This window comes from Mucilaginibacter sp. R-33, assembly GCF_049949235.1.
In the GTDB taxonomy this organism is placed as follows: domain Bacteria; phylum Bacteroidota; class Bacteroidia; order Sphingobacteriales; family Sphingobacteriaceae; genus Mucilaginibacter.
In genome coordinates, this window is sequence record NZ_CP188089.1 from 640172 (window position 1) to 666821 (window position 26650).

At 42.8% G+C, this 26650-nt stretch carries 18 protein-coding genes; 10 read left to right on the forward strand and 8 right to left on the reverse strand.

What is annotated here, in order from left to right:
• Positions 1-17: 17 nt before the first annotated feature.
• Positions 18-176, reverse strand: coding sequence for a hypothetical protein (locus ACP26M_RS02935; protein WP_426586008.1), 159 nt, complete (start codon positions 174-176; stop codon positions 18-20).
• Positions 177-460: 284 nt separating this feature from the next.
• On the opposite strand from ACP26M_RS02935, the gene ACP26M_RS02940 reads away from it, so the two are divergent.
• Positions 461-2350, forward strand: a complete 1890-nt coding sequence (locus ACP26M_RS02940; protein ID WP_354484270.1) for an SPFH domain-containing protein — start codon at positions 461-463, stop codon at positions 2348-2350.
• Between the two features lie 404 nt (positions 2351-2754).
• On the opposite strand, the gene ACP26M_RS02945 is transcribed toward ACP26M_RS02940, so the two are convergent.
• Both ACP26M_RS02945 and lpdA read right to left on the reverse strand, forming a co-directional pair.
• Positions 2755-3594 carry an MBL fold metallo-hydrolase gene (locus ACP26M_RS02945; RefSeq protein WP_426586010.1) on the reverse strand — a complete coding sequence of 280 codons (840 nt, stop codon included), beginning with the start codon at positions 3592-3594 and terminating at the stop codon, positions 2755-2757.
• A 113-nt stretch (positions 3595-3707) separates the two neighbouring features.
• The gene (lpdA, locus tag ACP26M_RS02950) at positions 3708-5099 is read right to left on the reverse strand and encodes a dihydrolipoyl dehydrogenase (protein WP_426586012.1); all 1392 of its coding nucleotides are present in this window, start codon (positions 5097-5099) and stop codon (positions 3708-3710) included.
• A gap of 399 nt (positions 5100-5498) precedes the next feature.
• Between lpdA and ACP26M_RS02955 the strand changes: the two genes are divergently transcribed.
• Together ACP26M_RS02955 and ACP26M_RS02960 are read left to right on the forward strand one after the other, a co-directional pair.
• Positions 5499-8840, forward strand: coding sequence for a carboxypeptidase regulatory-like domain-containing protein (locus ACP26M_RS02955; protein ID WP_426586014.1), 3342 nt, complete (start codon positions 5499-5501; stop codon positions 8838-8840).
• A 146-nt stretch (positions 8841-8986) separates the two neighbouring features.
• On the forward strand, positions 8987-10153 hold the full coding sequence (locus ACP26M_RS02960; RefSeq protein WP_426586016.1) for a M12 family metallopeptidase: 1167 nt from the start codon (positions 8987-8989) through the stop codon (positions 10151-10153).
• A 180-nt stretch (positions 10154-10333) separates the two neighbouring features.
• Here ACP26M_RS02960 and ACP26M_RS02965 read toward each other — a convergent pair whose 3' ends face one another.
• Positions 10334-11515, reverse strand: coding sequence for an AIR synthase related protein (locus ACP26M_RS02965; protein WP_426586018.1), 1182 nt, complete (start codon positions 11513-11515; stop codon positions 10334-10336).
• Between the two features lie 219 nt (positions 11516-11734).
• Here ACP26M_RS02965 and ACP26M_RS02970 point away from each other — a divergent pair, with 219 nt between their 5' ends.
• Positions 11735-13510, forward strand: a complete 1776-nt coding sequence (locus ACP26M_RS02970; RefSeq protein ID WP_426586020.1) for a chloride channel protein — start codon at positions 11735-11737, stop codon at positions 13508-13510.
• Between the two features lie 158 nt (positions 13511-13668).
• Here the strand turns inward: ACP26M_RS02970 and ACP26M_RS02975 are convergent, their stop codons facing one another.
• Positions 13669-15843: a glutamine synthetase III gene (locus tag ACP26M_RS02975; protein WP_274987574.1), complete on the reverse strand. Its 2175-nt coding sequence runs from the start codon at positions 15841-15843 to the stop codon at positions 13669-13671.
• Positions 15844-16443: 600 nt separating this feature from the next.
• Here ACP26M_RS02975 and ACP26M_RS02980 point away from each other — a divergent pair.
• The 3 genes from ACP26M_RS02980 (at position 16444) to ACP26M_RS02990 (ending at position 19986) form a co-directional block, all read left to right on the forward strand.
• Positions 16444-18051 (forward strand): ammonium transporter, encoded by a 1608-nt coding sequence (locus ACP26M_RS02980; RefSeq protein ID WP_426586022.1) that lies wholly within the window; start codon positions 16444-16446, stop codon positions 18049-18051.
• 225 nt (positions 18052-18276) lie between these two features.
• On the forward strand, positions 18277-19317 hold the full coding sequence (locus ACP26M_RS02985; RefSeq protein WP_426586024.1) for a porin: 1041 nt from the start codon (positions 18277-18279) through the stop codon (positions 19315-19317).
• A gap of 72 nt (positions 19318-19389) precedes the next feature.
• Positions 19390-19986: a DUF4468 domain-containing protein gene (locus ACP26M_RS02990; RefSeq protein WP_426586026.1), complete on the forward strand. Its 597-nt coding sequence runs from the start codon at positions 19390-19392 to the stop codon at positions 19984-19986.
• 139 nt (positions 19987-20125) lie between these two features.
• Here the strand turns inward: ACP26M_RS02990 and ACP26M_RS02995 are convergent, their stop codons facing one another.
• Positions 20126-21436, reverse strand: a complete 1311-nt coding sequence (locus ACP26M_RS02995; protein ID WP_426586028.1) for an ammonium transporter — start codon at positions 21434-21436, stop codon at positions 20126-20128.
• 165 nt (positions 21437-21601) lie between these two features.
• Here ACP26M_RS02995 and ACP26M_RS03000 point away from each other — a divergent pair, with 165 nt between their 5' ends.
• Together ACP26M_RS03000 and ACP26M_RS03005 are read left to right on the forward strand one after the other, a co-directional pair.
• Complete coding sequence (locus ACP26M_RS03000) at positions 21602-21724, forward strand: hypothetical protein (RefSeq protein ID WP_426586030.1); 123 nt, start codon at positions 21602-21604, stop codon at positions 21722-21724.
• Between the two features lie 517 nt (positions 21725-22241).
• The gene (locus ACP26M_RS03005; RefSeq protein ID WP_426586032.1) at positions 22242-23078 is read left to right on the forward strand and encodes an energy transducer TonB; all 837 of its coding nucleotides are present in this window, start codon (positions 22242-22244) and stop codon (positions 23076-23078) included.
• Positions 23079-23594: 516 nt separating this feature from the next.
• Here ACP26M_RS03005 and ACP26M_RS03010 read toward each other — a convergent pair.
• On the reverse strand, positions 23595-24635 hold the full coding sequence (locus ACP26M_RS03010; RefSeq protein WP_188832826.1) for a hypothetical protein: 1041 nt from the start codon (positions 24633-24635) through the stop codon (positions 23595-23597).
• Positions 24636-24819: 184 nt separating this feature from the next.
• Positions 24820-25302 carry a YybH family protein gene (locus ACP26M_RS03015; RefSeq protein WP_426586034.1) on the reverse strand — a complete coding sequence of 161 codons (483 nt, stop codon included), beginning with the start codon at positions 25300-25302 and terminating at the stop codon, positions 24820-24822.
• Positions 25303-25519: 217 nt separating this feature from the next.
• Here ACP26M_RS03015 and ACP26M_RS03020 point away from each other — a divergent pair, with 217 nt between their 5' ends.
• Positions 25520-26584: a cobalamin-independent methionine synthase II family protein gene (locus ACP26M_RS03020; RefSeq protein ID WP_426586036.1), complete on the forward strand. Its 1065-nt coding sequence runs from the start codon at positions 25520-25522 to the stop codon at positions 26582-26584.
• Positions 26585-26650 lie beyond the last annotated feature (66 nt).

Below are 26650 nucleotides of genomic sequence, written 5' to 3' on the forward strand. Positions count from 1 at the left end.
CTTTCGACTTAAGACTATTATTTCTTCGTGCCTTTCCTGGTACGCTCTTCAGCTTGCTTCACTTCGTCTTTTTCACTTAGCGGGCCTTCGGTTTTGATCTCTTTGGCTTTCTGGCCACCCGCTTTTGCCGGACTTATCCTGATACCTTCTTTTTTGATGTCTTTGGGGATACTCATAGCGGTAATGTTAAGTATTCATTAAACAATAGGATACTTATTTAACTATGTCTGTTGTAAAATGTTTCTTAAAAACGTTATAAAATTTACTTTCTGTGTATCAATTAATTACATGTACTTGACGGAGACTTTAAAATATTTTTAAGATTTTTCGTAACAAAGTATAATTGCAACTGTCTTAATGACACTATATAGCCAAGGTACTCTTCCAGGTAAGCTATAAGTATTGTGAGGGCCCGCACCTTAAGGGTTCCGTTAAAAAAATCAAAAACAATCTTTAAAAAATGGACAATCTAATTGTTAGTCTGTGGTGGGTTATACCCGTCATAGTGTTATTGCTGATGTACAAATTTGTTTTGCGCGTGTTTTGCGGCATGGTTATCGTTCCGGACGACCGTATTGGGTTGGTGATCAAAAAGTTTGCCCTTACCGGTAACAGCCGCCTGCCCGATGGTCGGATCATTGCCACCAAAGGCGAGGCTGGTATGCAGGGCCGTGGCCTTGCGCCGGGCTTATATTGGAAAATGTGGCCATGGCAGTATACTATTATCATGCAGCCCTTTACCATTATTGAGCAAAACAAGCTTGGCCTGGTAAAAGCAAAAGACGGTGCCTCGTTTGATACCGGCCGCGTGCTGGGTAAACCGGTTGATTGTGATAAGTTTCAGGATGCGGTAGCATTTTTGGATAATAATGGGCAAAAAGGCCCACAGGCAGCTTTTCTTACACCGGGCAGCTACCGTATCAATACCTTTTTGTTTGATATTGAGATGGTGCCTATCACCCAGATCCACGAAAACAAGGTAGGTATTATTACCACTTTGGATGGTGAGCCGCTGAACAAAGGCGAGATAGCCGGCGAATCAGTTGCAGGACATAAAAACTACCAGGACCCAATCGCTTTTATCACCGCAGGCGGTCGCAAAGGTTTGCAGGAGGATGTGATCCTGGCCGGTACCTATTACCTCAACCCCTGGTTTGTGAGCGTTGAGCAGGTCGATATGATCTATATCCCTATCGGTTACGTAGGTGTTGTGAACTCCTTTGTGGGCCCGGAGGGTAAGGATACCAGTGGTGATAATTTCAAACATGGTAACATCGTGAAACGAAATGAAAAAGGGGTTTGGGACGAACCGCTCGATCCCGGTAAGCACCCGGTAAACATCTATACCCATGCTGTTGAAATTGTACCCACAACCAACATCGTATTAAACTGGGCAGATAGCCGCACCGAGTCGCACGAACTGGATAAGAACCTTTGTACCATTACGGTAAGGTCAAGCGATGGTTTTACTTTTAACCTGGATGTGTCACAGATCATCCACGTGCCACGCAACGAAGCACCGAAAGTGATAGCAAGGTTTGGTAAAATGAAAAATCTGGTATCGCAGGTATTGGAACCAACCATTGCCAACTATTTCCGTAACTCGGCCCAAAAAAGTGATGTGATCGGCTTCCTGGCCAACCGTATCCAAAGGCAAACTGATGCCCGCGAACACATTGGCCGCGTACTGGAAACCTACAACGTAATTGGTGTGGATACCCTGATAGGTGACATAGTACCTCCGGCAGCGCTGATGAAAACCCTTACCGACCGTAAACTGGCCGAAGAGGAAAAGGTTACTTACGAGATACAGCGCCACGCGCAAATTGAACGTAAAGAATTTGAAAGCGCCCGTGCCGGTGCCGATATGCAGCCTGAGGTAGTAAAATCAACCCGCCAGGTTGAGATTAACACCCAGATGGCCGCTTCAAGGGTTGCCGCTTCAAAAGGTGAGGCAGAAGCTAAAACCATCAACGCAAAAGCCGATGCCGAGGTAAGGATTACGATAGCCAAAGCCGATGCCGAAGCAAAAACAGTGAACGCCAAGGCCGACGCTAACGCCACAGAGGTGAATGGTATGGCCGAAGGTGCCAAGATCAAGGCCATTGGTTTATCAGAAGCCGAAGTTACCAAACAAAAAACCGAAGCCATGGGTACCGAACAATACGCCATAGTGCGTGTAGCCGAAGCTTTGGCTGCCGCAGGCATCAGGTTAGTTCCTGAGATACTGGTAAGCGGCAAGGAGGGCGGCAGCGGCGGTATGATTGATGCCCTGATTGGTACTGAGATGCTTAAAAAACTGCAGATCGAAAACCAGGGTAAAGGCGGCGCCACCACTAAAGGCGAATAATTAAAATAGATGCACAAAAATTAAAGGTTGATTATGTAATCCCTTCAAATTATGCATCATGACAAAGGTTTGTGATTAGAGATTTTTGAGGGAGAGTACAGATAACTCGAAATCCTAAACCTTTTGTGAAAGAGATCAACGGTTAGAGGTTGGTGGTTAGTCGCTCCCTCCGGCCAAAGATAATACGTTCTTTATACCTAAACCTTTTTTAAGTGATCAGGGGTTGGAGACTATGGATTGGTTGCTGCGATAGTATCCGGTTTTATAACTCAACCGCACTGATTTAATTGACGAGGCTTTTAACCTAAACCGATCAATTGAACAAAGGCATCCGCGAGGGATGCCTTTTGTGTTTTTTGAGTTAAAGAATCAACGGAATCATCGAAATCAAAACTAATCAACGGTCATAGGTCGCTTAGTTTAAACGTATCTTTAACCCTGATGCCTTTTTCTGTTTGCTGTAAAGTGCAGCACTCATTAACCGGGTCGTGCTCAAAGTATAGGATGTATTCTTTTTCCAGTGCTTCATTTAAAAAGAGCTTTTTCTCAGTGAGCGTTTGCAGCGGGAACATATCATAAGCCATTACGTAGGGGATAGGCAGGTGCCCGACAGATGGCAGCAGATCGGCCATGTATAGGATCTGTTTGCCTTTATAATTAATGAGCGGCAGCATCATTGATTCGGTATGGCCGGATACAAAGCGGATCTCAAAATCTTTCATGAAGTTGATGCCGTCTTCGGTATCAACAAATTTTAGCTGGCCGCTTTCCTGTATAGGGATGATGTTTTCTCTGAAAAAGGAGGCTTTTTCCCGTTCGTTAGGGTTAACTGCCCAATCCCAATGTTTGGGATTACTCCAGTAGGTGGCGTTTTTAAAGGCAGGGAGCAGGTTTTCACCCTCGCGTACAACAGCACCGCCCACATGGTCAAAGTGCAGGTGGGTTAAAAATACGTCGGTAATATCATCGCGATGAAATCCAAGTGAAGCCAGTGAGCTATCCAAACTTGCGTTACCATGAAGATAATAGTGGCTGAAAAACTTTTCGCTTTGCTTGTTGCCTATGCCGGTATCAACTAATATCAACCTGTTTTCATGTTCAACCAGCAGGCAGCGCATGGCCCAGCTGCAAAGGTTGTTTTCATCGGCGGGATTAGTTTTGTTCCAGATGGTTTTCGGAACAACGCCAAACATAGCCCCGCCATCTAATTTAAAAAAGCCGGTATCGATAGTATGTAAGTTCAAAGTCGTACGTTTTAAGTCTTAAGTCAAATATATTATAATAAAAAAGAAGCCCGAGGTTTTGAACTCATAAATATAAGGTCAGAACTTCGGGCTTAGAACTTAAGACTTTCGGCTTACAAGTGGATACACTCGCCGTAAGCTTCGGCAGCGGCTTCCATTACGGCTTCGCTCATGGTTGGGTGTGGATGTACCGATTTGATGATCTCATGACCGGTAGCTTCCAGTTTGCGGGCGGTAACTACTTCGGCAATCATTTCGGTAACGTTGTAGCCAAGCATGTGAGCGCCTAAGAACTCGCCGTATTTGGCATCAAATATCACTTTTACAAAGCCATCTTTAGCGCCGGCAGCACTTGCCTTACCTGAGGCTGAGAATGGGAATTTACCAACTTTAACTTCATACCCAGCCTCTTTAGCTGCTTTTTCGGTATAACCAACAGAAGCAACTTCTGGGGAGCAATAGGTACAGCCCGGAATGTTGTTATAATCAAGCGGGTGAGGGTTTTGACCGGCAATTTTTTCAACGCAGATAATACCTTCGGCAGATGCTACGTGAGCAAGGGCCTGGCCTTTAACAATATCGCCAATGGCGTAAACACCTTCCACATTGGTACGGTAAAAATCATCAACCAATACTTTGCCGCGATCGGTTTTAACACCGTTTTCTTCAAGGCCGATGCCTTCAAGATTGGTAGCGATACCTACTGCAGAAAGTACGATCTCGGCTTCAAGAACTTCGGTGCCTGTAGCTGTTTTTACAGTTACTTTGCACAAATCACCGCTGGTATCAACCGACTCCACATTGGAGCTGGTCATGATGTTGATGCCCTGTTTTTTAAGAATGCGGTTTAATCCTTTTGATACATCCTCATCCTCTAAGGGAACAATATTATCTAAAAACTCAACTACGGTAACTTTTGTACCTATCGAGTTGTAAAAATAAGCAAACTCAATACCGATAGCACCCGAACCAACTACAACCATTGATTTAGGTTGCTGCGGCAATACCATGGCCTGGCGGTAACCGATAACCTTTTTACCATCCTGTTTAAGGTTAGGCAACTCGCGCGAGCGGCCGCCTGTTGCTAATATAATGTGTTTTGCACTGTAGGTTTTAGCTGAGCCATCTGCGGCTTTAACTTCAACAGCGCCTTTGCTTTTCAATTTACCAAAGCCAACAAGAACATCTATCTTGTTTTTCTTCATCAAAAACTGAACGCCTTTGCTCATGCCATCGGCAACGTTACGGCTTCTTTTAACAACTGCGGCAAAGTCAACTTCGCCGGCACCGTTAATTTTAATACCGTAATCGGCACTATGGTTAAGGTATTCAAAAACCTGGGCGCTTTTTAACAAAGCCTTGGTTGGGATACAACCCCAGTTTAAACAGATACCACCTAAAGATTCTTTTTCGACAATGGCGGTTTTTAAACCAAGCTGGGAAGCGCGGATAGCAGCAACATAGCCACCCGGACCAGACCCAATAACAATTACATCGTAATCCATATTATTATTGATATACTTTAATTTCGTTTCAAAGGTAAATAAGCTGCGCGGATTTTTGTGGTTTTTCCGCAGCCCCCTATTTTTTGAATGCCAAAGCTAAGGAAAAGGGCTGAAACCAAAAAATGTACTGCCGGTATATATCACCTGCCACGCGTTATTTATATCTGCGCTGTGTCATAAAAGCAAAGGGCGTAAAGCAGCCGTTAGAGCCGGATATGATTTAAACCATATTATTTGTAATATTTTCATTGTTTTTGACGATTGTTTTATGGTTTTTATACTTATAATGTAAAATGTTGATAAATATATAATAATTGTTAACGTTAACTTAACATTGGTAATTAGTTCATTAATTATCTTTGCGCCAATTAATTAAACGTATAATTAAAAAAGCAATTTATGAGGAAGCATTACCTTCTTTTATTACTTCTCATCGGCTTTTCGTTCTTCACTGGTAAGAGCGTATTAGCCCAGGGTGTAACCACCGCCAGCATTAACGGTACCGTTACCGATGCTAAAGGTGCTATTCCCGGTGCAACCGTAACAATTACACACATCCCAACAGGTACGGTGTATTCAACTGTAACCCGTGCCGACGGCCGTTACAACATCCCTAACTTAAGGGTAGGCGGCCCCTACACTTTCAAAGTAACTTTTATTGGTTACGCAAATTATGTTCAGGAAGGTATTACCCTTTCAATTGGTCAGGATCAAAGGATTGCTGCCCAGCTTGCTGATAACACTACCTCGTTAAAAGAAGTAACTGTTAGGGGCACTGCAGGTAAAGTGATCAACTCATCACGTACCGGCGCCCGCGAAACTATCAGCCGTCAGCAAATTGAAAACCTGCCAACTGTAGCACGTTCATTGTCTGATTTCACTAAATTAACTCCTTCTGCCAACGGTTTATCATTTGGTGGTCGTTCAAGTACTTTCAATAACATTACTGTTGACGGTGCATTGTTCAACAATTCATTTGGTTTATCAGGTACTTTAGGTGGCCAGACAAGTTCTCAACCTATTTCGTTAGACGCGATCGACCAGATCCAGGTTGATATCGCTCCTTACGACGTACGTCAGGGTAATTTTACCGGTGCCGGTGTAAACACAGTGGTAAAATCCGGTACCAACGAAGTAAAAGGTACTGCTTATTACTTTGCACGTGGTTCAAAATTGCAAGGTTACCACGTTGGCCCAACCAACCTTAATGTAACTGATGTAAACTACCATACAGATGGTGTTGCCGTGGGTGGCCCCATCATCAAAAATAAATTGTTCTTATTTGTGTCGGGCGAACAGGAAAGAATCACTACTCCACCATCGGCAGTTTATGTTGCTGGCCGGACTGGTTTAAGCGGTGCTAACGTATCTAACGTACAGGCTTCTACACTTGACCTGATCAAAACGAAACTGGCCGGTTTAGGTTACAATCCGGGCGATTATGAAGGCTATAAATATCGTACTTCAAGCAATAAGTTAACTGCTAAATTGGATTGGAATATCGACAAAAACAACACCTTAAGTGCTAAATATTTCTATCTGAAATCATTTAAAGACCAGCCTGCAAGTAATTCAGGTATCAGCAACAGCGATGGTAAAACATCTGTTGGTTATGGTACTACCCGCGCTCCGGGCCCTAATACTTTACCTTTCTACGGTTCTGGTTATACCATCAACAATAACTTCAACATCGGTATTGTTGAGTTAGATAGCCGTTTCAGCAATAAAGTTTCAAACAAGCTTACTGTTGGTTACTCAGCTTTGAGGGATTTCCGTAGCTTCCTTGGTAGCTCATCAATACCTATGGTCGATATAGGCAACGGTACAAGCGATGACGCAGGTAACGTATTAACTCCGGCTTCTGCAACAGCAACCAGCTTTGGTTCTGAACTTTATACTGCCGGTAACTTGTTAAATACCAATATCTTCCAGTTTTCTGATGATTTAACCATCTTCTCTGGTAAACACGAGTTCACTATCGGTACAAGCAACCAGATCCAGAGCTACACGAACGGTTTCGCTCCTGACTATAATGGTTTATATACCTATAATTCAGCATCTGATTTCTTGAATGACAAACCTGCTGCTGCTTATACTTTACGTTACTCGGCAGTTGGCAGCGGTTTCCCTTATGCTAAAATCAAAGCTTCTATTTACAGTGTTTACGTACAGGACAGGCTTCATTTAACCGATAACTTCCGGTTAACTTATGGTTTAAGGGCAGATTATGATCAATTTCCTACTACTTTGGCCGCAAACAGCAATGCCGCTGCTTTAACTTTCCAGGGTGGTACGCATGTTGACGTTTCTAAATTGCCTAAAAACAGGATACAGCTTTCTCCGCGTGTTGGCTTTAACTGGGACGTTAATGGCGATGGTTCAACCCAGTTGCGTGGTGGTTCTGGTTTATTTACCGGTTCGGTTCCTTTCGTATGGATTTCAAACCAGGCTTCAAACAACGGTTTGCTATTCGGTTCAAAAACTGTTACCAAAGCTAACGACCCAACTAACCCAAGCTTAATTTTCAAACCAGACGTAAATGCTTACCGCCCGTCAAATGCAGCAGCAAATACTTCATACGAGCTTGACGTTGCTGATCCCAACCTGAAATATCCAAAAATTTGGAGAACTAACTTAGCTATCGATCAGAAATTACCTGGTGGTATCGTGGGTACTATCGAAGGTGCTTATACCAAAGATATCCGAGCTATCTATCACCAAAACTTAGTATTGTCTGATAGCTATACAACTCTTCCAGGTGTTGAAGGTCAAATTCAGTACACTTCTAAAAATACAACTAGTCCAACTGCAACTAACCCAACTACAGCACAAAATCCATTTATCAATGGTTTGTACTACATGAGAAATACTCACAAAGGCTTCTCATACTTCATTACTGGTCAGTTACAGAAAAGCTTTACAAATGGTTTTGCTGCAAGCGTAGCTTATACTTATACCAAATCGAAAGATGTTAACGACGGCGGTTCAACTGCAAGCACTATCTGGAGCACCAGGTATGTTGCGGGTAACCCAAATACTGATAACCTTTCAAATAGCTCATACGTACAGCCAAACCGTATCATTGCTACTGTATCATACCGTAAACAATACGCTAAAAACTTAGCTACCACAGTTGGTTTAGTATTTGAAGCAGCTAACAGCGGTGCTATCTCGTACATCACAGCTAACGATCCAAACGGTGACGGCGCCACTAACGACTTGATGTATATCCCTAAAAATCAGGGTGACATTATCCTGGTTAAAGCCCCTGCCGGTACCAATGGTGTTGCTGATCCACGTACCGCTGGTCAGATATGGAACCAGTTGAATAACTTCATCAACCAGGATTCGTACTTAAGTGCACACAGAGGCCAGTTTGCTCAGCGTAACGGTGCTATCTTGCCAACTTACAAAAGGTTAGATTTGCACTTTGCTCAGGACTTCATGATCAAAGCCGGTAAAACTAAAAACACTTTAGAGTTTACTTTCGATGTAATCAACTTTACCAACTTATTGAACCGTAACTGGGGTACTTACCAAGTATCATACAGCGGCTTCAACAATGGTGCAACCACTGTGTTAAGGTATATGGGTAAAGATGCTACCACTGGTCAGGCAACTTATTCATTCCCTTATCTTGATGCTAATAACCAGATCCCTGTTACCAAATCATTCCAAAACGATATCAGCTTAGCTTCTCGTTTCCAGGGACAAATTGGTGTAAGGTATATCTTTAACTAATAACTACAGTTAAAAACATATTTAAAGGCCCCAGTCGATTTGACCGGGGCCTTTTTTTGTTAATGTTAAATTTATATTTTTTTTATTTGGTATTTATAAATAATAGTTAATTTCAGATTAATTAATAATTACTTAAATCTTATCAAATGAAAACAGAAAAACATCTCTCCCTCTGGGGTTTCTTCGCTTTGTTAATCCTCGTCTTAGGTTCTTGTAAAAAAAGTGAAGTAAGAAAGTCAGCTCAAAATGATAGTGCTCCCGAAAAAGCAAACAACCAGGTGATCATTCCTCAGGCCCATCCGGCTGATATGGGAGAATACGTTACCTATTATATGAATGATGGCTCGACGGTAGTCCTGCAAAAAGTAAATGATGAATACATTTTAGGTGGTGATATAGTATTATCTGCAAACCAGCTGAAATATATCCAGAACCATAGTTCAACAAAAAAGCTATCGGCGCAAAGTACAGTTAAAGAGCATAGCACCTTTACCTCTAATTTTAATTTATTGTGGCCTGGTGGCAAAGTTTATTATACTATTAATAACCCGGTAAATCAGGGTACTATTAACGCTGCGATATCTTACTGGAGTTCACACACCCAGCTTCAGTTTATTCAAAGGACCAACCAGGCAAACTATATCGTTTTTTCAGGAGCGCCCGCTCAGGGATCCGGCGATTCGCAGCTTGGAATGGTAGGAGGTCCACAACAAATCAGGTTGATAAATAACGTTGATTTTGGCGGGGTTCTTCACGAAATTGGGCACGCTATTGGTTTGATGCACGAGCAGGCCCGAACTGACAGAGGTGCCTATATTAATGTAAATTATGCAAATATCAACAGTAACTGGCGCCCGCAGTACGATACTTATCCCGGACTTAGCGGATATCAAATCGGACTTTTTGATTTCGATTCGATAATGTTATATCCTTCTGATAATCCAGACGCCCGTATAAATGGTAACACGGCTTTTCAGATGACTAAATTAGATGGAACTGAATTTTTCCAACAAAGATATTACCTGTCTGCTGGCGATATTGCCGGTGTGAATTATCTTTACTTTAACAGCTTGTTTGCTAAATTAAGATTCGTTCCTCTGGGCGATCAGATAGATAATGAATATACCGCACACCATGAATATACTGTATATGTTGATTTTTTCCAGGATGCGGCTTGCACAATTCCTAAAACTATTACCTCCCCGATAAGGCTCAATATAACTGAGGGATCCTTAGTTTATTACGACCCTTACCGACCTACGGAAACGATTACTAATTATTTCTCCGGGGGTAAATTCAATTCAGTTATATAGCGATATAATAACTCAGGAAATGGGCTTTACATATGATGGTACAGCTACCCCTGGATCCTATATTAAAAGTTATGGAATTGCCGGAGGAATAGGTTATATAGGCAGATATTGATAATAGGTTGAAAATGACTAAGGGTTATTGGCGGATTGATCTGCTAATAACCCTTTTTATGATAATTTTTATTTGTACTCAAACACTCCAAACTCCGATGTCACGGTTACTTTTTTAGTATCTGCCTTTTCTACACGGCCAATGATCTGTGCATCAACACCAAAGCTTTTTGAAATATTGATCAGGTCAGCAGCTATAGCTTCAGGCACATAAAGCTCCATACGGTGCCCCATATTAAATACCTTGTACATTTCCTGCCAGCTGGTTTTTGATTCCTCGTGAATGAGTTTAAACAGTGGTGGTACAGGGAACAGGTTGTCTTTTATAATATGCAAACCTTCTACAAAATGCAATACTTTGGTTTGCGCGCCGCCGCTGCAATGTACCATGCCGTGAACCTGGCTGCGATAGCCATCCAATATCTGTTTAATGATAGGGGCGTAGGTACGGGTCGCGCTTAAAACAAGCTTGCCTGCCGTTACGGTTTCACCGTTGCCAATGTCAATTGCATCGGTAAGGTTTTTACTGCCCGAAAAGATCAGCTCGTAAGGGATGGCCGCGTCATAGCTTTCGGGGAATTTATCGGCAATAGTTTTATTGAAAACATCATGACGGGCAGATGTAAGGCCGTTTGAGCCCATGCCGCCGTTGTATTCTTTTTCATAAGTAGCTTGACCGTATGAGGCAAGGCCTACAATAACGTCGCCGGGTTCAATGCGGTGGTTGGAAATCACATCTTCACGCTTCATACGGCAGGTAACTGTCGAATCAACAATGATGGTGCGTACCAGGTCGCCCACATCAGCAGTTTCGCCGCCGGTTGAGTAAATGCCGATGCCGGCCCCGCGCAGTTCGGCTAAAATTTCTTCGGTACCATTAATGATAGCGGCAATAACTTCACCGGGAATGAGGCCTTTATTGCGGCCGATGGTTGATGACAGCAGGATGTTGTCAGTAGCGCCAACACAAAGCAAATCATCAAGGTTCATGATGATGGCATCCTGGGCAATACCGCGCCATACAGAGATATCACCGGTCTCTTTCCAGTAAGTATAAGCTAATGACGATTTAGTGCCCGCGCCATCGGCATGCATAATATTGCAATACTCAGGATCGTTGGTTAAGATATCGGGTACTATTTTGCAGAAAGCTTTGGGGAAAATGCCTTTGTCGATATTTTTTATGGCATTATGAACGTCATCTTTGGAGGCTGATACGCCACGCTGATCATATCTTTGCGAAGAAATCATGGGCAAATATAATGCTATTAACCTTAATTTTAAGAAAGAGTGCTACTCCTTATACGGAGTTTAAATTATGAGTGTGACCTGATTAATAAAATTGACCGAAATTGTGTTTCTTTGTAAGAAAATCGACTAATACACGTCATTAGTCTGTTTTATCAGCTTAATCGGAAACAATTCGCGCTCATAACTCTTCATCAGCAGAATTGGTAGTATATACTTCTTATGTTAAAAACGCTTTCCTACAAAATAAACCGCTGGCGGTTAAAACGTAATAGTCAACGTAACTTTTTAATTTATTGCAGCGTGTTTGTAGGTTTTATGGGCGGACTGGCCGCCGTTGCCCTTAAGTTTTTAGTGCATTTAATGGAAGAGTTAAGCCGGAATATCTCTTCGCACCTGTATTATCATATAGCCTATGTGTTTTTACCTGCAATAGGCATTTTGGGTACGGTGCTGTATCAGCACCTGATCAATCGCGATAAGATTGAAAAAGGGATAGGTAAGGTGCTCATCAATATCAAAAAGAACCGCTCAAACATCAAAGCCAATAATATTTATTCGCATTTAATAACCAGTTCATTAACCATAGGTTTCGGTGGCTCGGCAGGGTTGGAGGCGCCTATTGTTTGTACGGGTACAGCTATCGGTTCAAATGTAGGTAAGTTTTTTAAGCTTACACCCTATGAAAAAACGGTATTGTTGGCTGCAGGATGTTCGGCGGGTATAGCTGCGGTATTTAACAGTCCTATTGCCGGGGTGCTTTTTTCGCTGGAGATATTAATAGGAGAGATTACCATTCCCACTTTTATACCTTTATTAATAGCATCCGCTACGGGAGTTGTGGTTTCCAAATTATTATACTCGGGGCAATTGTTCCATCTGGTTACCGAAGGCTGGGCAATGAACGCCCTGCCTTTTTATGTGCTGCTTGGCATATTAAGCGGATGGATAGCGATATATATATCCAAAGTAGGGGGGAAACTTGAAGGAGGGATCCTAAAAAAACAAAACCGGTACGTGAGGGCAGTTGGCGGCGGTGTGATATTAGGGTTGATCATTGCTGTGTTTCCTCAATTGTTTGGCGAGGGGTATCATTATCTCACCGAAATTTTAAATGGTAATATCAATGTATTAAAGGAAGAAAGCTTTTTTGCCAACTGGCTTTCCGAACCGCTTGTCATGCTGTTATTTATAGGGGCACTCGTGTTTACCAAGATCATTGCTGCGGGTATTACCATTGGTGCCGGTGGCAATGGCGGTACATTTGCACCTACGGTATTTACCGGCGCTTTCCTGGGCTTGTTTGTGGCTTACGGGGTTAATCAAACCGGGCTGATACATTTAAATACGGTTAATTTTATTGCGGTGGGTATGGCGGGGGCCCTGGCTGGCGTATTGCATGCACCCTTAACTGCTATATTTTTGATAGCCGAAATTACCGGTGGATATGTGCTGTTTATCCCGCTCATGATCGTATCAGCTATGTCATACATCATATCGCGTTATTCATCGCCCCATAATATGTACTGGAGCCAGCTGATTCATCATAACAATATTCACCCGGGGCAGGATTATGGCATGCTTAACAGTATAATGCTTGATAGCATCATTAACCGCAAATACACCCCGGTTGATAAACAAATGCCGGTTGGCGAATTTTACCAGGTACTGGCCAAAACCGATGCTAATATTTTCCCGGTGCTTAAAGGGGACGGGAGTCTTGAAGGTGTTGTATTGATAGACGACATTCGCCGGCGCCTGTTCAATAAAGATATCGCGGATGAAAATATAGCCGATATTATGATTGAACCACCGGCTATAATTGATTATGATCAACCGGCCAGCAGCGTTATGGACACCTTTGATGCCATTGACGTATGGCAGTTACCGGTGGTAAAAGATGAGGTTTTCATTGGCTTTATATCCAAATCGGCATTGCTATCAAAATACAGGGCTGTGATTATTGAACAGCATAAGGCGAGTGATTTGTTTGCGTAGGAATAACTAAAAAAATGTCATTGCGAGGAACGAAGCAATCGCATGCTATACAGAGTGGTCACGCTTCCGTGCGATTGCTTCGTTCCTCGCAATGACATGATAATACGAATGCCGCTAACGTTTAACATCAGCGGCATTTGTATTTTAAAATCAAAGTTCTATTTAATAAACAACAACTCCCTGAATTTAGGCAGTGGCCACTGGCGGTCATCAACCAGTTGCTCCAGTTTATCAACGTGGTAGCGGATAGGCTGGAAGAATGATTTTACCTTTTCATCGTAATCAATAGCGCGCTGACGAAGGTCGTCGATAACGTTAGCTTTTTTGCGCTCGTCAACCATTTGCTCGGTATTGGTTTTAATGAAGTTCACATGCTCTGAGATCCTGTTAATGATGTCAAGCTGCGAAGCGTAAGTTGCTTTATCCAGGCCAATGTCTTTTAGTCCTTTTACATTTTCAATCAGTTTGCTTTGATAGGCAATTGCTGCCGGAATAATCACGTTCATCACCATTTCGCCAATTACGCGGGCTTCTATCTGTAGCTTTTTGTAGAAAGCATCAAGCAAGATCTCGTGACGTGCATGCGCTTCACGCACGGTGAATACGCCGGTTTCGGCAAAAAGATGTTCCGACTTATCGTTTATTAAAGCATCCAGCGCTTTTGGTGTGGTTTTAACATTAGGCAAACCTCTTAGTGCGGCTTCTTTTTCCCATTCTTCGCTATAACCATTTCCCTCAAAGCGGATGTTTTTTGATTCTTTGATGTACTTTTTGATCACCATTAATAAAGCCAGATCTTTTTTCTCGCCTTTTTTCATCAGCTTATCTACATCGTATTTGAATTTTTTAAGCTGATCGGCAACGATAAGGTTAAGAATGGTCATTGGGCTGGCCGAGTTGGCTGATGAGCCTACCGCGCGCAGCTCAAACTTGTTACCGGTAAAGGCAAAAGGTGAGGTACGGTTACGGTCGGTATTATCGGGTAAAATTTGCGGAATCTTAGGGATGCCCTGCCATAACAGGTTTTCTTCTTTAATTTTTTTGCTGATGCGGGATGTTTCTATCTCATCAAGCACATCGCTAAGCTGGCTGCCCAAAAATATAGATATAATGGCCGGAGGAGCTTCATTGGCGCCTAAACGGTGGTCGTTATTAACTGATGCAATGGATGCCCTTAACAGGTCGGCATGCTCGTGTACCGCTTTGATAGTATTCACAAAAAAGGCCAGGAACATGAGGTTGTTTTTTGGCGTTTTGCCTGGCGATAACAGGTTTTTGCCTGTATTGGTTATCAGCGACCAGTTATTGTGCTTGCCCGAACCATTAAGGCCTGCATATGGTTTTTCATGAAGTAACACCTTAAAGTTATGGCGCCTGGCAACACGGTCCATCAAATCCATTAACAGTTGGTTATGGTCGATGGCGAGGTTAATCTCTTCATATATCGGTGCACATTCAAACTGGGATGGAGCAACCTCATTATGGCGGGTTTTAAGCGGGATGCCTAATTGCAATGCTTCGGCTTCCATATCCTGCATGTACGCATACACGCGCTCAGGTATCGAGCCAAAGTAATGATCTTCCAGTTGTTGGTTTTTGGCCGACATATGACCGAATAAAGTGCGGCCGGTTAAATAAAGATCGGGACGGGCATTAAATAAGGCCAGGTCAACCAAAAAGTATTCCTGCTCAATACCTAATGATGCATTTACTTTTTCTATGCCTTTATCAAAATAATGGCAAACATCAACGGCCGCTTTATCAAGCACGTTCAGTGCCTTTAATAAAGGTACTTTATAATCAAGCGCTTCGCCGGTGTACGATACGAACACTGTTGGGATACACAGGGTACGCGCCATTAAAAAGGCAGGTGAAGAAGGGTCCCAGGCAGTATAACCGCGGGCCTCAAATGTATTACGGATGCCGCCGCTCGGGAAGCTTGAGGCATCAGGCTCCTGTTGTGCAAGGGCATCGCCCGAAAAACGTTCTATAGCGCCGCCATCTGCAGTGGGCTCAAAAAAAGCGTCATGCTTTTCGGCAGTGGTGCCGGTAAGCGGTTGAAACCAGTGTGTATAATGGGTTGCGCCTTTGCCTAAAGCCCAGGCTTTCATTGCCGAAGCGATCTGTTCTGCAAGATCACGCGGGATCGGCTCACCTTTTTCAATTGAATTTACAATTCCCTGGTAAGCCTCTGATGAAAGGTATTCCTTCATCTTCTTTTTATCAAAAACATTCGATCCGAAATAATCGGAAATTTTTGGTGAAGGCGGTTTTACTTCAGGGATAGTTCTTGAAAGTACATCCTGTAAGGCTTTAAAACGAATATTGGACATATTTTATGAGGTTTAAATAAAGGTTAGTGTTCAAAAATATAACTATCCTTTAAAATATCGGGCAAAATTAAGTGAAATATAACATACCACCTAATCATTAAAAAACTGATATAATTTAAAGGAAAGTCTTAATTCTTCTAAAAGTTCTGCCTGAAATCAACAAAATCGTGTTTTTTTAATGTTTTTGGGTAGTTTTTTGCTTTTAAAACTGATTAATTGGTGTTTTAAACTGTAAAAATTAGATTTTTCAATTTTTTTAATGATGAAAATGAATTTATATTGAAAATATCATTTTTAAATGTTTAAAAAATGACATTCTTAGAGCCTTATTTTTGCAATTTTCATAATTTTTTAATTTTTTGCCATTAATTTATCATTAATAATTTGTTATTCTTAAAAATACTACCTAATTTCAGAAAATAATTTACGAAAACACACCAATTATTATGCTTTTTATAAAAAAAATGAAAAAGATTAGAGGCGTGATTGAGGATTTGGAGGTGAAAAGTGTTTTGTAATTCAGGATAGCAATCAAACTAAATTTAAATACAACAATCAAACTAATTAATTTTTAAAAAAACAATCAAACTAAATTAAACGATGAAAGTAGGTTCTACAAAACACAACTTCCTAAGTGCAGTCCGACAGCTGACACGTGAAAAATGGGCGCTGGGAGCAACCATTTTTACAGGGAAAATGATTGGCTTATTGCTGGTGTTTGCCGCAATGATGGTTTTGCCAGGTGTATTTGGCACAAAAGCTAACGCTGCCGAAACGTACACCGCCCATGAAACAGCGTTAATTAACACGGTTAATACTGTTTGGACACTGGTTGCTGCATTTTTGGTATTTGGTATGCAGGCGGGTTTTGTTATGCTCGAAGCTGGTTTTGCCCGTAAGCGCGAAACAGTGAACGTGCTGATGGAGTGTATTTTTGATACTTGTCTTTGTGGTTTGCTATTTTACGCTATAGGTTATGCCTTTATGTTTGGCAACGGTAACGGCTTTATTGGCTGGGGCGGTGCTGATGGCAAAACCTGGTTCTTCCTTCAAAATACACCTGAAACTTATGGTTCAACCGGTATCCCGGTATTGGCACACTGGATTTTCCAGTACGCTTTTGCTGATACCTGCTCAACCATTGTATCAGGCGCTATGATTGGCCGTACAAGTTTCCGTGGCGATATCCTTTACAGTATCGGTATTACCGGCTTTATCTATCCTATTATCGGTCACTGGGCATGGGGGCCGGACGGTTTCCTTGCTACCATGGGAACTTCAGGCTTCTTTAAATCAATAAGCGCTCAGCCTTTCCGCGACTTTGCAGGGTCAACAGTAGTACATACTATTGGTGGTGTTGCTTCACTGGCCGGTGCAATGGTGTTAGGCCCACGCTTAGGCCGCATATTTGCACGTGATGATAAAGAAAAAGGCGGATTGCCGGCAGGTCATAACTTATTGGTTGCTGCTGTAGGTGGTTTCTTACTTTGGTTTGGTTGGTATGGTTTTAACCCTGGTTCAACATTATCAGCAATGGATATGCAGGGTATCGGCCGCGTTGCTGCTAACACTACGCTTGCTGCCTGTGCCGGTGGTTTTACCGCTATGCTTGCTGCTTTATGGTTTGGCCCAACAAAAGGCAAATTTGATTTAGCCTTTACTATTAATGGTTTCCTTGCGGGTTTAGTTGCTATTACTTGTCCTTGTTACTGGGTAAGCCCATTCGGTGCTATTATGCTTGGTGCTATTTCGGGCTTCATTATCTTCGGCGGCGTTTATCTTATTGAATGGTTCCGTATCGATGATCCGGTTGGTGCAGTATCAGTACACGGCTTTAACGGTATCTGGGGTACTATTTCTTTAGGTTTATTCGCTTCAGGTCAATATGGTGCTACAGGCCCAACAGGTGCTGATAACTCTGCTCCGGTAACAGGCTTGTTTTACGGCGGTGGTTTTGATGTATTAAAAGCTCAGCTGATCGGTAGTCTTACTATTACCCTTGCAGTATTCGTGGTTTCATATGTAATGATGTTTGTGATCAACAAATTAGGCCATCCATGGAAATTACGTATCGAAGAGCATGGTGAAACAGGTGCCGGTGGTATCGACGCATTTGACCACGGTATCGAAGTTTACCCTGTTCAGGATGATGAGATTAGCTTAAGCGGCCTTTTTGATAATGGCGCTAAGGTTGCTTCTGAAGCCTAAATAGCTCGGTACAGTACCTGAGAAAGATATTTGATGCCTTGTGCGGTTGGTGAAGTAGGATGTTTTGATTGACGTTGCCGTTGCCAGCCGTACAGGGATTTTTTATGCCGGCGCATAAATGATCCTTTTAATTACAAGGTGTTGATAATCAAATAGTAATAGCGTGGTTGTCCCCAAAAATAACAATTAACAAATAGTTTATCAATTCACAATTAAATCGTTATCATGAAAAAAGTATTTCTACTCTTCTCATTATTTTCAATTGCGGCCTTTACGGTTAAGGCCCAGGACACTGTTAAAACAACCTCAGATTCCCCTCTGGTGATCTACGGTTCGGTAGATACCTATTATAAATATGATTTTTCTGATAAGGGTTCACAAATCCCTACCAGTTTTGCAAGCGATCATAATTCAGTATCAATTGGTATGATTGACCTGGGTTTGAAGAAAAAAGTTGGTAAAGCTGCGTTTGTGGGTGAACTTTCATTTGGTCCGCGTGGCCAAAGCCAGTCAATCCCAAATGGCCCCGATGGTGATTCATTCCATATTCAGAACTTGTACGTGTCATATGATCTAACCGATAAATTAAACCTTACAGGTGGTTATATGGCTACCTTTATTGGTTATGAGGTTATCAGCCCGGTAGGTAACTTTAACTATTCTACTTCGTATTTATTCACTAACGGTCCGTTCCAAAATCCTGGTGTTAAATTAACTTACGCGTTCAGCGATAAGGTGAGTTTAATGGCCGGTATTTTTAATGATACCTGGAACTATTATACTTCAGCACATAAGGTAAATACTTTCGGCTCACAGTTGTTCGTGTCTCCTGTAAAAGGATGGACTGCTTATCTTAACCTTGCTACCGGAAGCACTTCAGGTACCGAAGTTGATTTAACAACTGCTTATCAAATTACCGACGCCTTTAAACTGGGCTTAAACGGTGCTACTTATTCGGCTCCGCATGATGGCGGTGGTTTTAGCGGTGTTGCTTTATATCCGCAGTTGGCTGTGTCAAAAACAGTAACTTTGGGTTTAAGGGGCGAATATTTCAAAACTAAAAAAGGTGAATTGGCAACTTTTGGCCCCCCTCCGGGCGAAAATGTTAAGGCATTTACCTTTACCGCAAATATCAAATCAGGCCCGCTTACTTTCATTCCTGAAATCAGGTTAGATCATGGCTCGTCTACATCATTCCTGAACCACTCCGGCGATCCTTCAAAATCAGCCGGCCAGTTTGCTGTAGCTGCTGTGTACGCGTTCTAAAAAAAATTAATTTAATCTATTTTTATCGCGAGCCGTTCCGGGTTTATCCGGAACGGCTTTTATATTTGTTAAATGAAAAAGATACTATTAGGCTTTGTTGGTCTCCTTTTTTCGTCAGGCGCTTTTGCGCAGAAGGATTCGCTGGCTTTTGATGAAAATAACAGGTATATCTATTATAAAACGGCAGAGCAGCCCGGCGCTATAGCTGATACGCTTTATGACAGGGGCCTGTATTTTTTTAAGAAGGCTTATCCGGCAAAAGTGCTTAAGTTGACCAAGGCCGATAAGGATGGCAATGCGCTTACCGGTGCCGGGGCTTTTTTGATTAATAAAAAGGGTTTAATGGGTAATAGTGAAGGTGGCGAGATAGCTTATACGCTTAGGATAGAGGTGAAAGATGGTAAGTATCGTTATTGGCTGACTGATTTTGTGTATCAGCCCTATCAGCGGAACCGTTATGGTAATGTTGAATTAATGCATGGAAAAGATGTTGCCCTTGAAAAAGCATCGGAAAAATTATCAAAGGCTGATTTTAATGCTTGTTTGAACCAGGTAGCGATTAGCAGTAAGCACGTGGGCGATAATTTGAAAGTTTATATGCTCAAAACTTCGTCGCTTGAAAAGCATGACGTGAAAAAAGTGAAAAGGGTTTCAACTAAGGAATGGTAATTCTCTTGATTTTTCAGTTGCAGGTTTGCAGCGGGCAGTAACTAATGCGCAAGATGAAATAAAAGAGCCGCACGCTGTAAAGGGTGCGGCTTATTTTTTATGTTGTTAATTGGGTTAATCAGGTAGGGGTAGGGTCTGGTTATAGTTCCTCGTCGTGCTGGCTGATATCAAGGCCCGCGAGTTCTTCTTCAGGTGTTACACGTAATGTGCTGATCATGTCGGTGATCTTTAATAAAACAAATGAGCCAAAGAAGGCAAAAGCCGATACGCCTACAAGTGTAATTAAATGAATAATGAAGAGGTGGGTTTCGCCGTAAAATAAACCATTGCCGGTTGTATTGGCGGAGTTTACGTTTTGGTGTGCAAATACACCGGTTAATAACATGCCTACCATGCCGCCTACGCCATGGCATGGGAATACATCGAGGGTATCATCAATGCTGGTTTTTGTCCTCCAAATCACAACCAGGTTACTTACAACTGCTGCTACGATGCCGATAATTAATGAATGGGGAATAGTTACATAGCCCGCTGCAGGGGTGATAGCCACCAAACCTACAACCGCGCCGATACAGGCACCTAATACACCTGGTTTTTTACCGCGAAGGATATCAAAGAACATCCAGGCCATAGCTGCTGCAGCTGATGCCGTAGTGGTTGTTGCCAAGGCAGTTGCGGCCAATGTACCCGAACCTAATGCCGAACCTGCGTTAAAGCCAAACCAGCCAAACCACAATAAGCCTGTTCCTAATAATACATAACTGATCCGGGCCGGATTGTGTGATGTTTCATTACGGCCCTTTAAATATATGGCTGATGCCAAAGCTGCCCAGCCTGCACTCATGTGCACCACGGTGCCGCCGGCAAAGTCAAGTACGCCTTTTCCGAAAAGGAAGCCTTTTGGATGCCAGGTGGCGTGAGCTAATGGTGCGTATATAAACACCATAAACAGGCAAAGGAAGATAACATAAGAGTTGAAGCGGATCCTCTCGGCAAAAGCGCCGGTGATGAGGGCTGGGGTGATAACCGCAAATTTTAGTTGGAACATAGCAAATAGTATCAGCGGGATAGTTGGGGCCAGTTCCCAGGTGGCGTTGCCTAATGTGCCTTTCATCATAAAGAAAGTGCCGGGATTACCAATAAAGCCACCAAACTCATCTTCGCCAAAGGCAAGGCTAAAGCCGAATATTACCCATATAACAGTAATTACACCCATACAAACAAAGCTTTGCAGCATGGTTGACAATACGTTTTTTTTGCTCACCATACCACCATAAAAAAATGCCAGGCCAGGGGTCATGATCAGTACAAGGGCGGTACTTACTAATAGCCAGGCGGTATCACCTGTATCAATTTTGCTGTCTTTAATGGTTGTAAGTGTAACTGAAGGGTATAGAAGGGCTAATACAATTACAATTAAAAGTATGCCGAAGGGTATGAATTTTTTCATGTTTTGGGTTTAAGGGAGGAAAAATGAAGATTTGAATAATACTGCCCGGTATCCAATCAAAAATACCGGACAGCATTAAAACTAAATTTTTTTAAAAAACAATAAATCCTGCATGCTTAATCAGAGCATGAGGGTTGGTTTATTGTTTTTTGCCTACCAAAAATCGTGAAACGGAAAAAGGATGAGTTTACGGAACCGGGAGAGTTTACTCGTATCCAGTCCGCAAATGAAATCAAGGTATTTAAATTTAATGGCGTAGCCGCCGAGCGTTGCTACAAAGGCCTGTAAAGAATGTGCACCCCTATGTTGGTGTATATTAATAGCGGGCGTGAGCGCATTATTGAGTGTGAATTCAAAATTTAACGGGCGGTGATGCGGTATTGTCGCGGATACCGTGGTTTTTTTTGTGGTTTTGTGGTAATAATGGTATAATTCACCCTTAGCGGACGCAGTGAATCCGCTAAAGAGTAAAAAAAATAAGGCGATAAGTTTATAAAGCCTGTTAACCATATCTAAAAGTAATAAAAAAATAAAATAACTGCACTTTTTTTTAAAATATTTTAAGTTTTTAATGATTTATATATAAAAATTGTGTTTAAATGAATGTTTTTGTGCTGTTTTTGTTTAATTGATAAAAAAAATTGGTTTGGTTATTGATTTTTGAACAGAATATTATGATTTGATGGTTTTTGTGAGAAAATGAAAATTTGATGAAAAATTAGACGAAATTTTTTTCGATAAATTTAGTTTTATACAAAATATAATATAAGTATATCCGTTATAATTGAAATTTAATTCTGAAACTATGCTTATCACCAAATTTGATTTGTACAATGCCGAGTGGCTCGACCTTGTATTTGACCATCGCAACAAAAATTACGGCGCTTATGAATTAAGACAAAGCTATGGGCGTACCATGACAAAATCCATGGGGATCGCCTTTGCGGCAGTAGCCCTTTTATCGGCTGCAACCATTATTTTTAAGGCAAAGCCGAAGCCAATTGATAATAGGCGGATAATAGAAGTAAAACTTGATCCTTCCATCCCCAAACCACCTGTTGAGGCTAAACCCAAGCAACCGGATGCTCCTGCTCCAATGGAGCATCAAAAGCCGGCTGCCCCGGTTGAAGCAAAAGGATTCACCACGCCGCATATAGTTCCAACTGATCCGCCAACAGACCCGCCAACTATTACCGATTTGAAAGATGCAGCTATTGGGCCGGCTGATGTAAAAGGAACTCCTGGGGGAAACACTGTTATTGAGCAGCCTCAGCAAGGGGGAGGTGGCGGTGGCGCCGGAAAAGGAGAGGAGGTTGTTACTGATTTCGGTGGGCTTGAGGTTATGCCCGAACCTGTTGGCGGGGCTGCAGCCTGGGCTAAGTTTTTGCAAAAAAACCTACGCTTTCCGGGAGCCGCACAAGATGCGGGTGTTTCAGGCAAAGTTCTTCTGAGTTTCATTATTGAAAAAGATGGCACTTTATCAAATATAAAGGTGGACCGTCCAGCAGGCTATGGTTTTGATGAGGAAGCTTTACGTGTACTTAAATTAGCCAAAGCCTGGAAGCCGGGCGTGCAAAACGGCCAGAATGTACGGGTTAGGTACAGTATCCCGATAAGCTTTCAGTTAGCGACAGAAGAATAGGTAATAATTTGCTGTGTGTTTTTAATTAAATGTGTGTTATATAGTAGCTAACTGTTTCGGCCCCGCTTACGCGGGGCTTTTTTTTATCCATCATGCCTCCCGGAAGTTGTTTAAGAACAGATAAAACATTTTTGGTAGAGACGCATAATTGCGTCTCCCATAGGACAAGCCGGTTTGTAGGTCATTAAGTTCAGGAATTTGCATGTGGGAGACGCATGTGATGCGTCTCTACATAAAAAACAAAATTCGTCATTGCGGGTAGCCACCCTGGGGAACCCGGAAAAAGTTGCGGTGATGTATAAAATAGGTTTTAGTGATGGTGCGCGGGAGCCGCGTTAGTGATAGGAGCGGATACCGGCCTTGTGGCTAATGCCTGTGCAGTATGAGCGTATAGCACGGCCGCAGGCAACGCCCATACATATAATATTGACCAGGAGAACGCATTTAATGATCAGTAATTTACTGTCGCGTTATTTAAGTAATGAAGTAATGGTGCCTTTTTTTATAAGATCTTCATCAGGCTGTTTTTAAAAAGCCTCTTAATACCTCATTATATAAAGACTGTGCCGAAACTATCGCCGAGTATTTTCCACTTTCCGTTATTACAATAAAGGGATCTTCATTGGCGAACAGGGCGTTTGTTTGTTGCTCATTATCCCAGTTTTTGTCTATCTGTTTTTTTATCAGTACCGGCTTAAATAAATTATCAAGGTGTACGGTGCTGATATGCTTTGCGCCGCCCGTGCTTTCAATAGTTTGGCCAAGTTCGTTCTGTAAAAGTTGCTCGGCTAATAATTCGTTAGGTAAACCGGTGGTGTTTGAAAATGCCATCCAGGCGTGGCTTAGGGCAAGTATACCCTGCATCCAGGGCGGTGGCGGCGGCGGAGGATAATAACTGGCAGGCGGCAAGACGGCTAATGGACCTAATAATGCCCATTGCGCGGCAGCCGCACGGGCGGCATAAAAGGTTCTTAAGTATCGCGGGTCTTCTTTTAGCAGCTGTTCCAGCAGGTCGCCGGGACGGGCCCAGCCTAAATAAGTTTGCTCTCTTGCTTCGACAGTTGCTACAAAAACAATTTTATCGGGCTTTTTTAGGCGGTCGGCGCCGGCCAGCAAAACTAATAACCGGGTTTCCCACCAGGCATGGCCATCTTCAAGGTCGATCACCGCGACGCCCGAAGAGGTGGCCGCGCGCAGTGTTTCGAGGATATTGGAGGTGCCGCTATCTGCAACATACTGTCCCCGTACCCCAATATTGGCGGGTACGGTAAAACCCGAATTTGACAGTTGCTGGATTTTTGAAAAGTCGATCTTGAGGTCGCCATAGCCTATGCTACCCCCGCGCTCAATAACTACATTGAGGATTGCGAGGACGATAGGGAGCAGGCTAAGGATAAAAATACCGATCAAAACGGTGTTATTGGCCGAGTCGGCAGGCCAGCCTGTATAAACACGGAGCACCCCCGTGAGCAGCAGGAGCACCAATAAAACAACAACGGCGGTAATGATACTCACCTTTGGCGTAAACGGCCAAAAACTATGATCGCGCGGTTTCATTTATTTCGCCAATTGTGCTTGTGTAAATTCTAATTGCTGGTTGGTATGATTTTATTGTTGTTAGATGAATGAAATTATATATAAATTATTGAAAAACAATGCGTTAAATCACGTTTTAGGTGTGCGGTTTTTACGCGAATGTAAAAAGCGGCGTTATTTTACTGACAGATGAGCCTGAACAGAATTATTTTGCAACTTCAGGAGCCGCCTGTGCCATTTCCCTTATAGAAACCCAACCGTAGGGGCTGTTTTTATACCTTACAAAAACAGTCATTGACCGCCCCCGGCCTACAGACGGCTTGCCGCCATTTACCGGGGTTGCCCTAAACGCGAATATGCAGGTTTCGATAATGGTGTTGCCATTAAAGGCGGTACTTTCAACCTGGTTCTGGATTAATTCCATCCTGGATGTACGGAACATGGCCGTTAACTGCAGGGCCAGCTGCGTGCGGCCGGTAACCACATTGCTGCCGCCAAAATATTTAACAATATCAGGATGGTGCAACGCTACTATAGCCTTTACATCACTGTGAGCAAAAGCCGCGGTAAAAGCGGCCTTGGTTTTTTCAAGAGCAAGTTTGTCGGCGGCAAGGTTATCACTTTGGGGGGCTGTTGAGCAGCCGCAAAATATTAAAGCGATGAAAATAAGGTAGCGTGATATTTTCATACCGGTTATTGGTTTTTAATAACAAAATAGCTAATGCTAACGGTATGGGTTTGATGAATTGATGATTGTGTTGGGATAATTGACGAGATGTAGGTTGGGAGGGACGAGAGGGGGCGGATATTGATATAGCGTGCATTGAATCATTGTAATTTATTTACCCATAATACTTTACCATAGGTTTCATTTGTTAACTTTATGAATCAATCTTAACCTATATATGAAAATACTTACCGAACCCATCGGGAGCATTCCGCGCCCGGTTTACTTGCAACAAGCCATGACCGCCTTTGCAGGCGGACAAATTAAAGCCGACGAATTAAACAACCTGTTCGATCGGGCTACGCGCGAAACTATTCAGGAACTGGAAGCAACAGGTTCGCCTGTGATTAGTGATGGCGAGCAATCAAAACCAAGCTTTGTTACTTACCCAATGCAGGGTTTTAAAAACTTTGCCGCTGATGGCGTGGTGATCCCCTTTGCTGACGGGCATACCCGCCAGTTACCCAAACTAACCGCCGGCCCATTTCATTACACTACTTTTGCAAATTCATACCTAAACCAAGCCAAAAAGTATGCTACTTTGCCGGTGAAGCAGGCTGTTATTTCCTGCTCGGCCATGAGCCTGCTTTATCCGCAGGAGGGCATCGACGGTTATTCGCGCGATCAGTTCCTTACCGATTTGGTGAACGATGCGGTGTATGATATCCGCTCATGCCTTGAAAGTGGCGCTTATAATGTACAAATTGATTTTACCGAAGCCCGCCTGGCCATTAAGTTAGATCCCAGCAAACAACTGCTATCGGCTTTTATCGACCTCAATAACCAGGTACTCGACCGCTTCACTGCCGAAGAACAGAAGAAGATAGGCGTACACACCTGCCCCGGCGGTGACCATGACTCAACCCATAGCGCCGATATTTCTTATACGGAACTGCTCCCGCTGCTGTTTAAACTCCACGCCGGTAATTTTTACCTGGAATATGCTGCAGAAAAGGATAAGAAAACGGTGCTTAATGCTATTAAAGAAAACCTTGGAGCAGACCAGCGGGTATTTCTTGGTGTTACCGATGTGATTAATCCCAAAATAGAAACTGCCGAAGAAGTAAGTGAGCTGGTCCTGGAAGCTGCGCAGGTGATTCCTGTTCAACAACTGGGGACTACCGACGATTGCGGTTTTTCGCCATTTGGTGATGATATTTCAACTGCGAGGGAAATCGCTTTTGCCAAGATCCGCGCCAGGGTTGAGGGGACTAAGTTGGCGGAGAAGGTATTGGGGAGGTAGAAGGTTTAAATATCTGATACTGGTTCAAGTTTAGCGGTAGCATAACCCGGACCTAAAACAATGTAA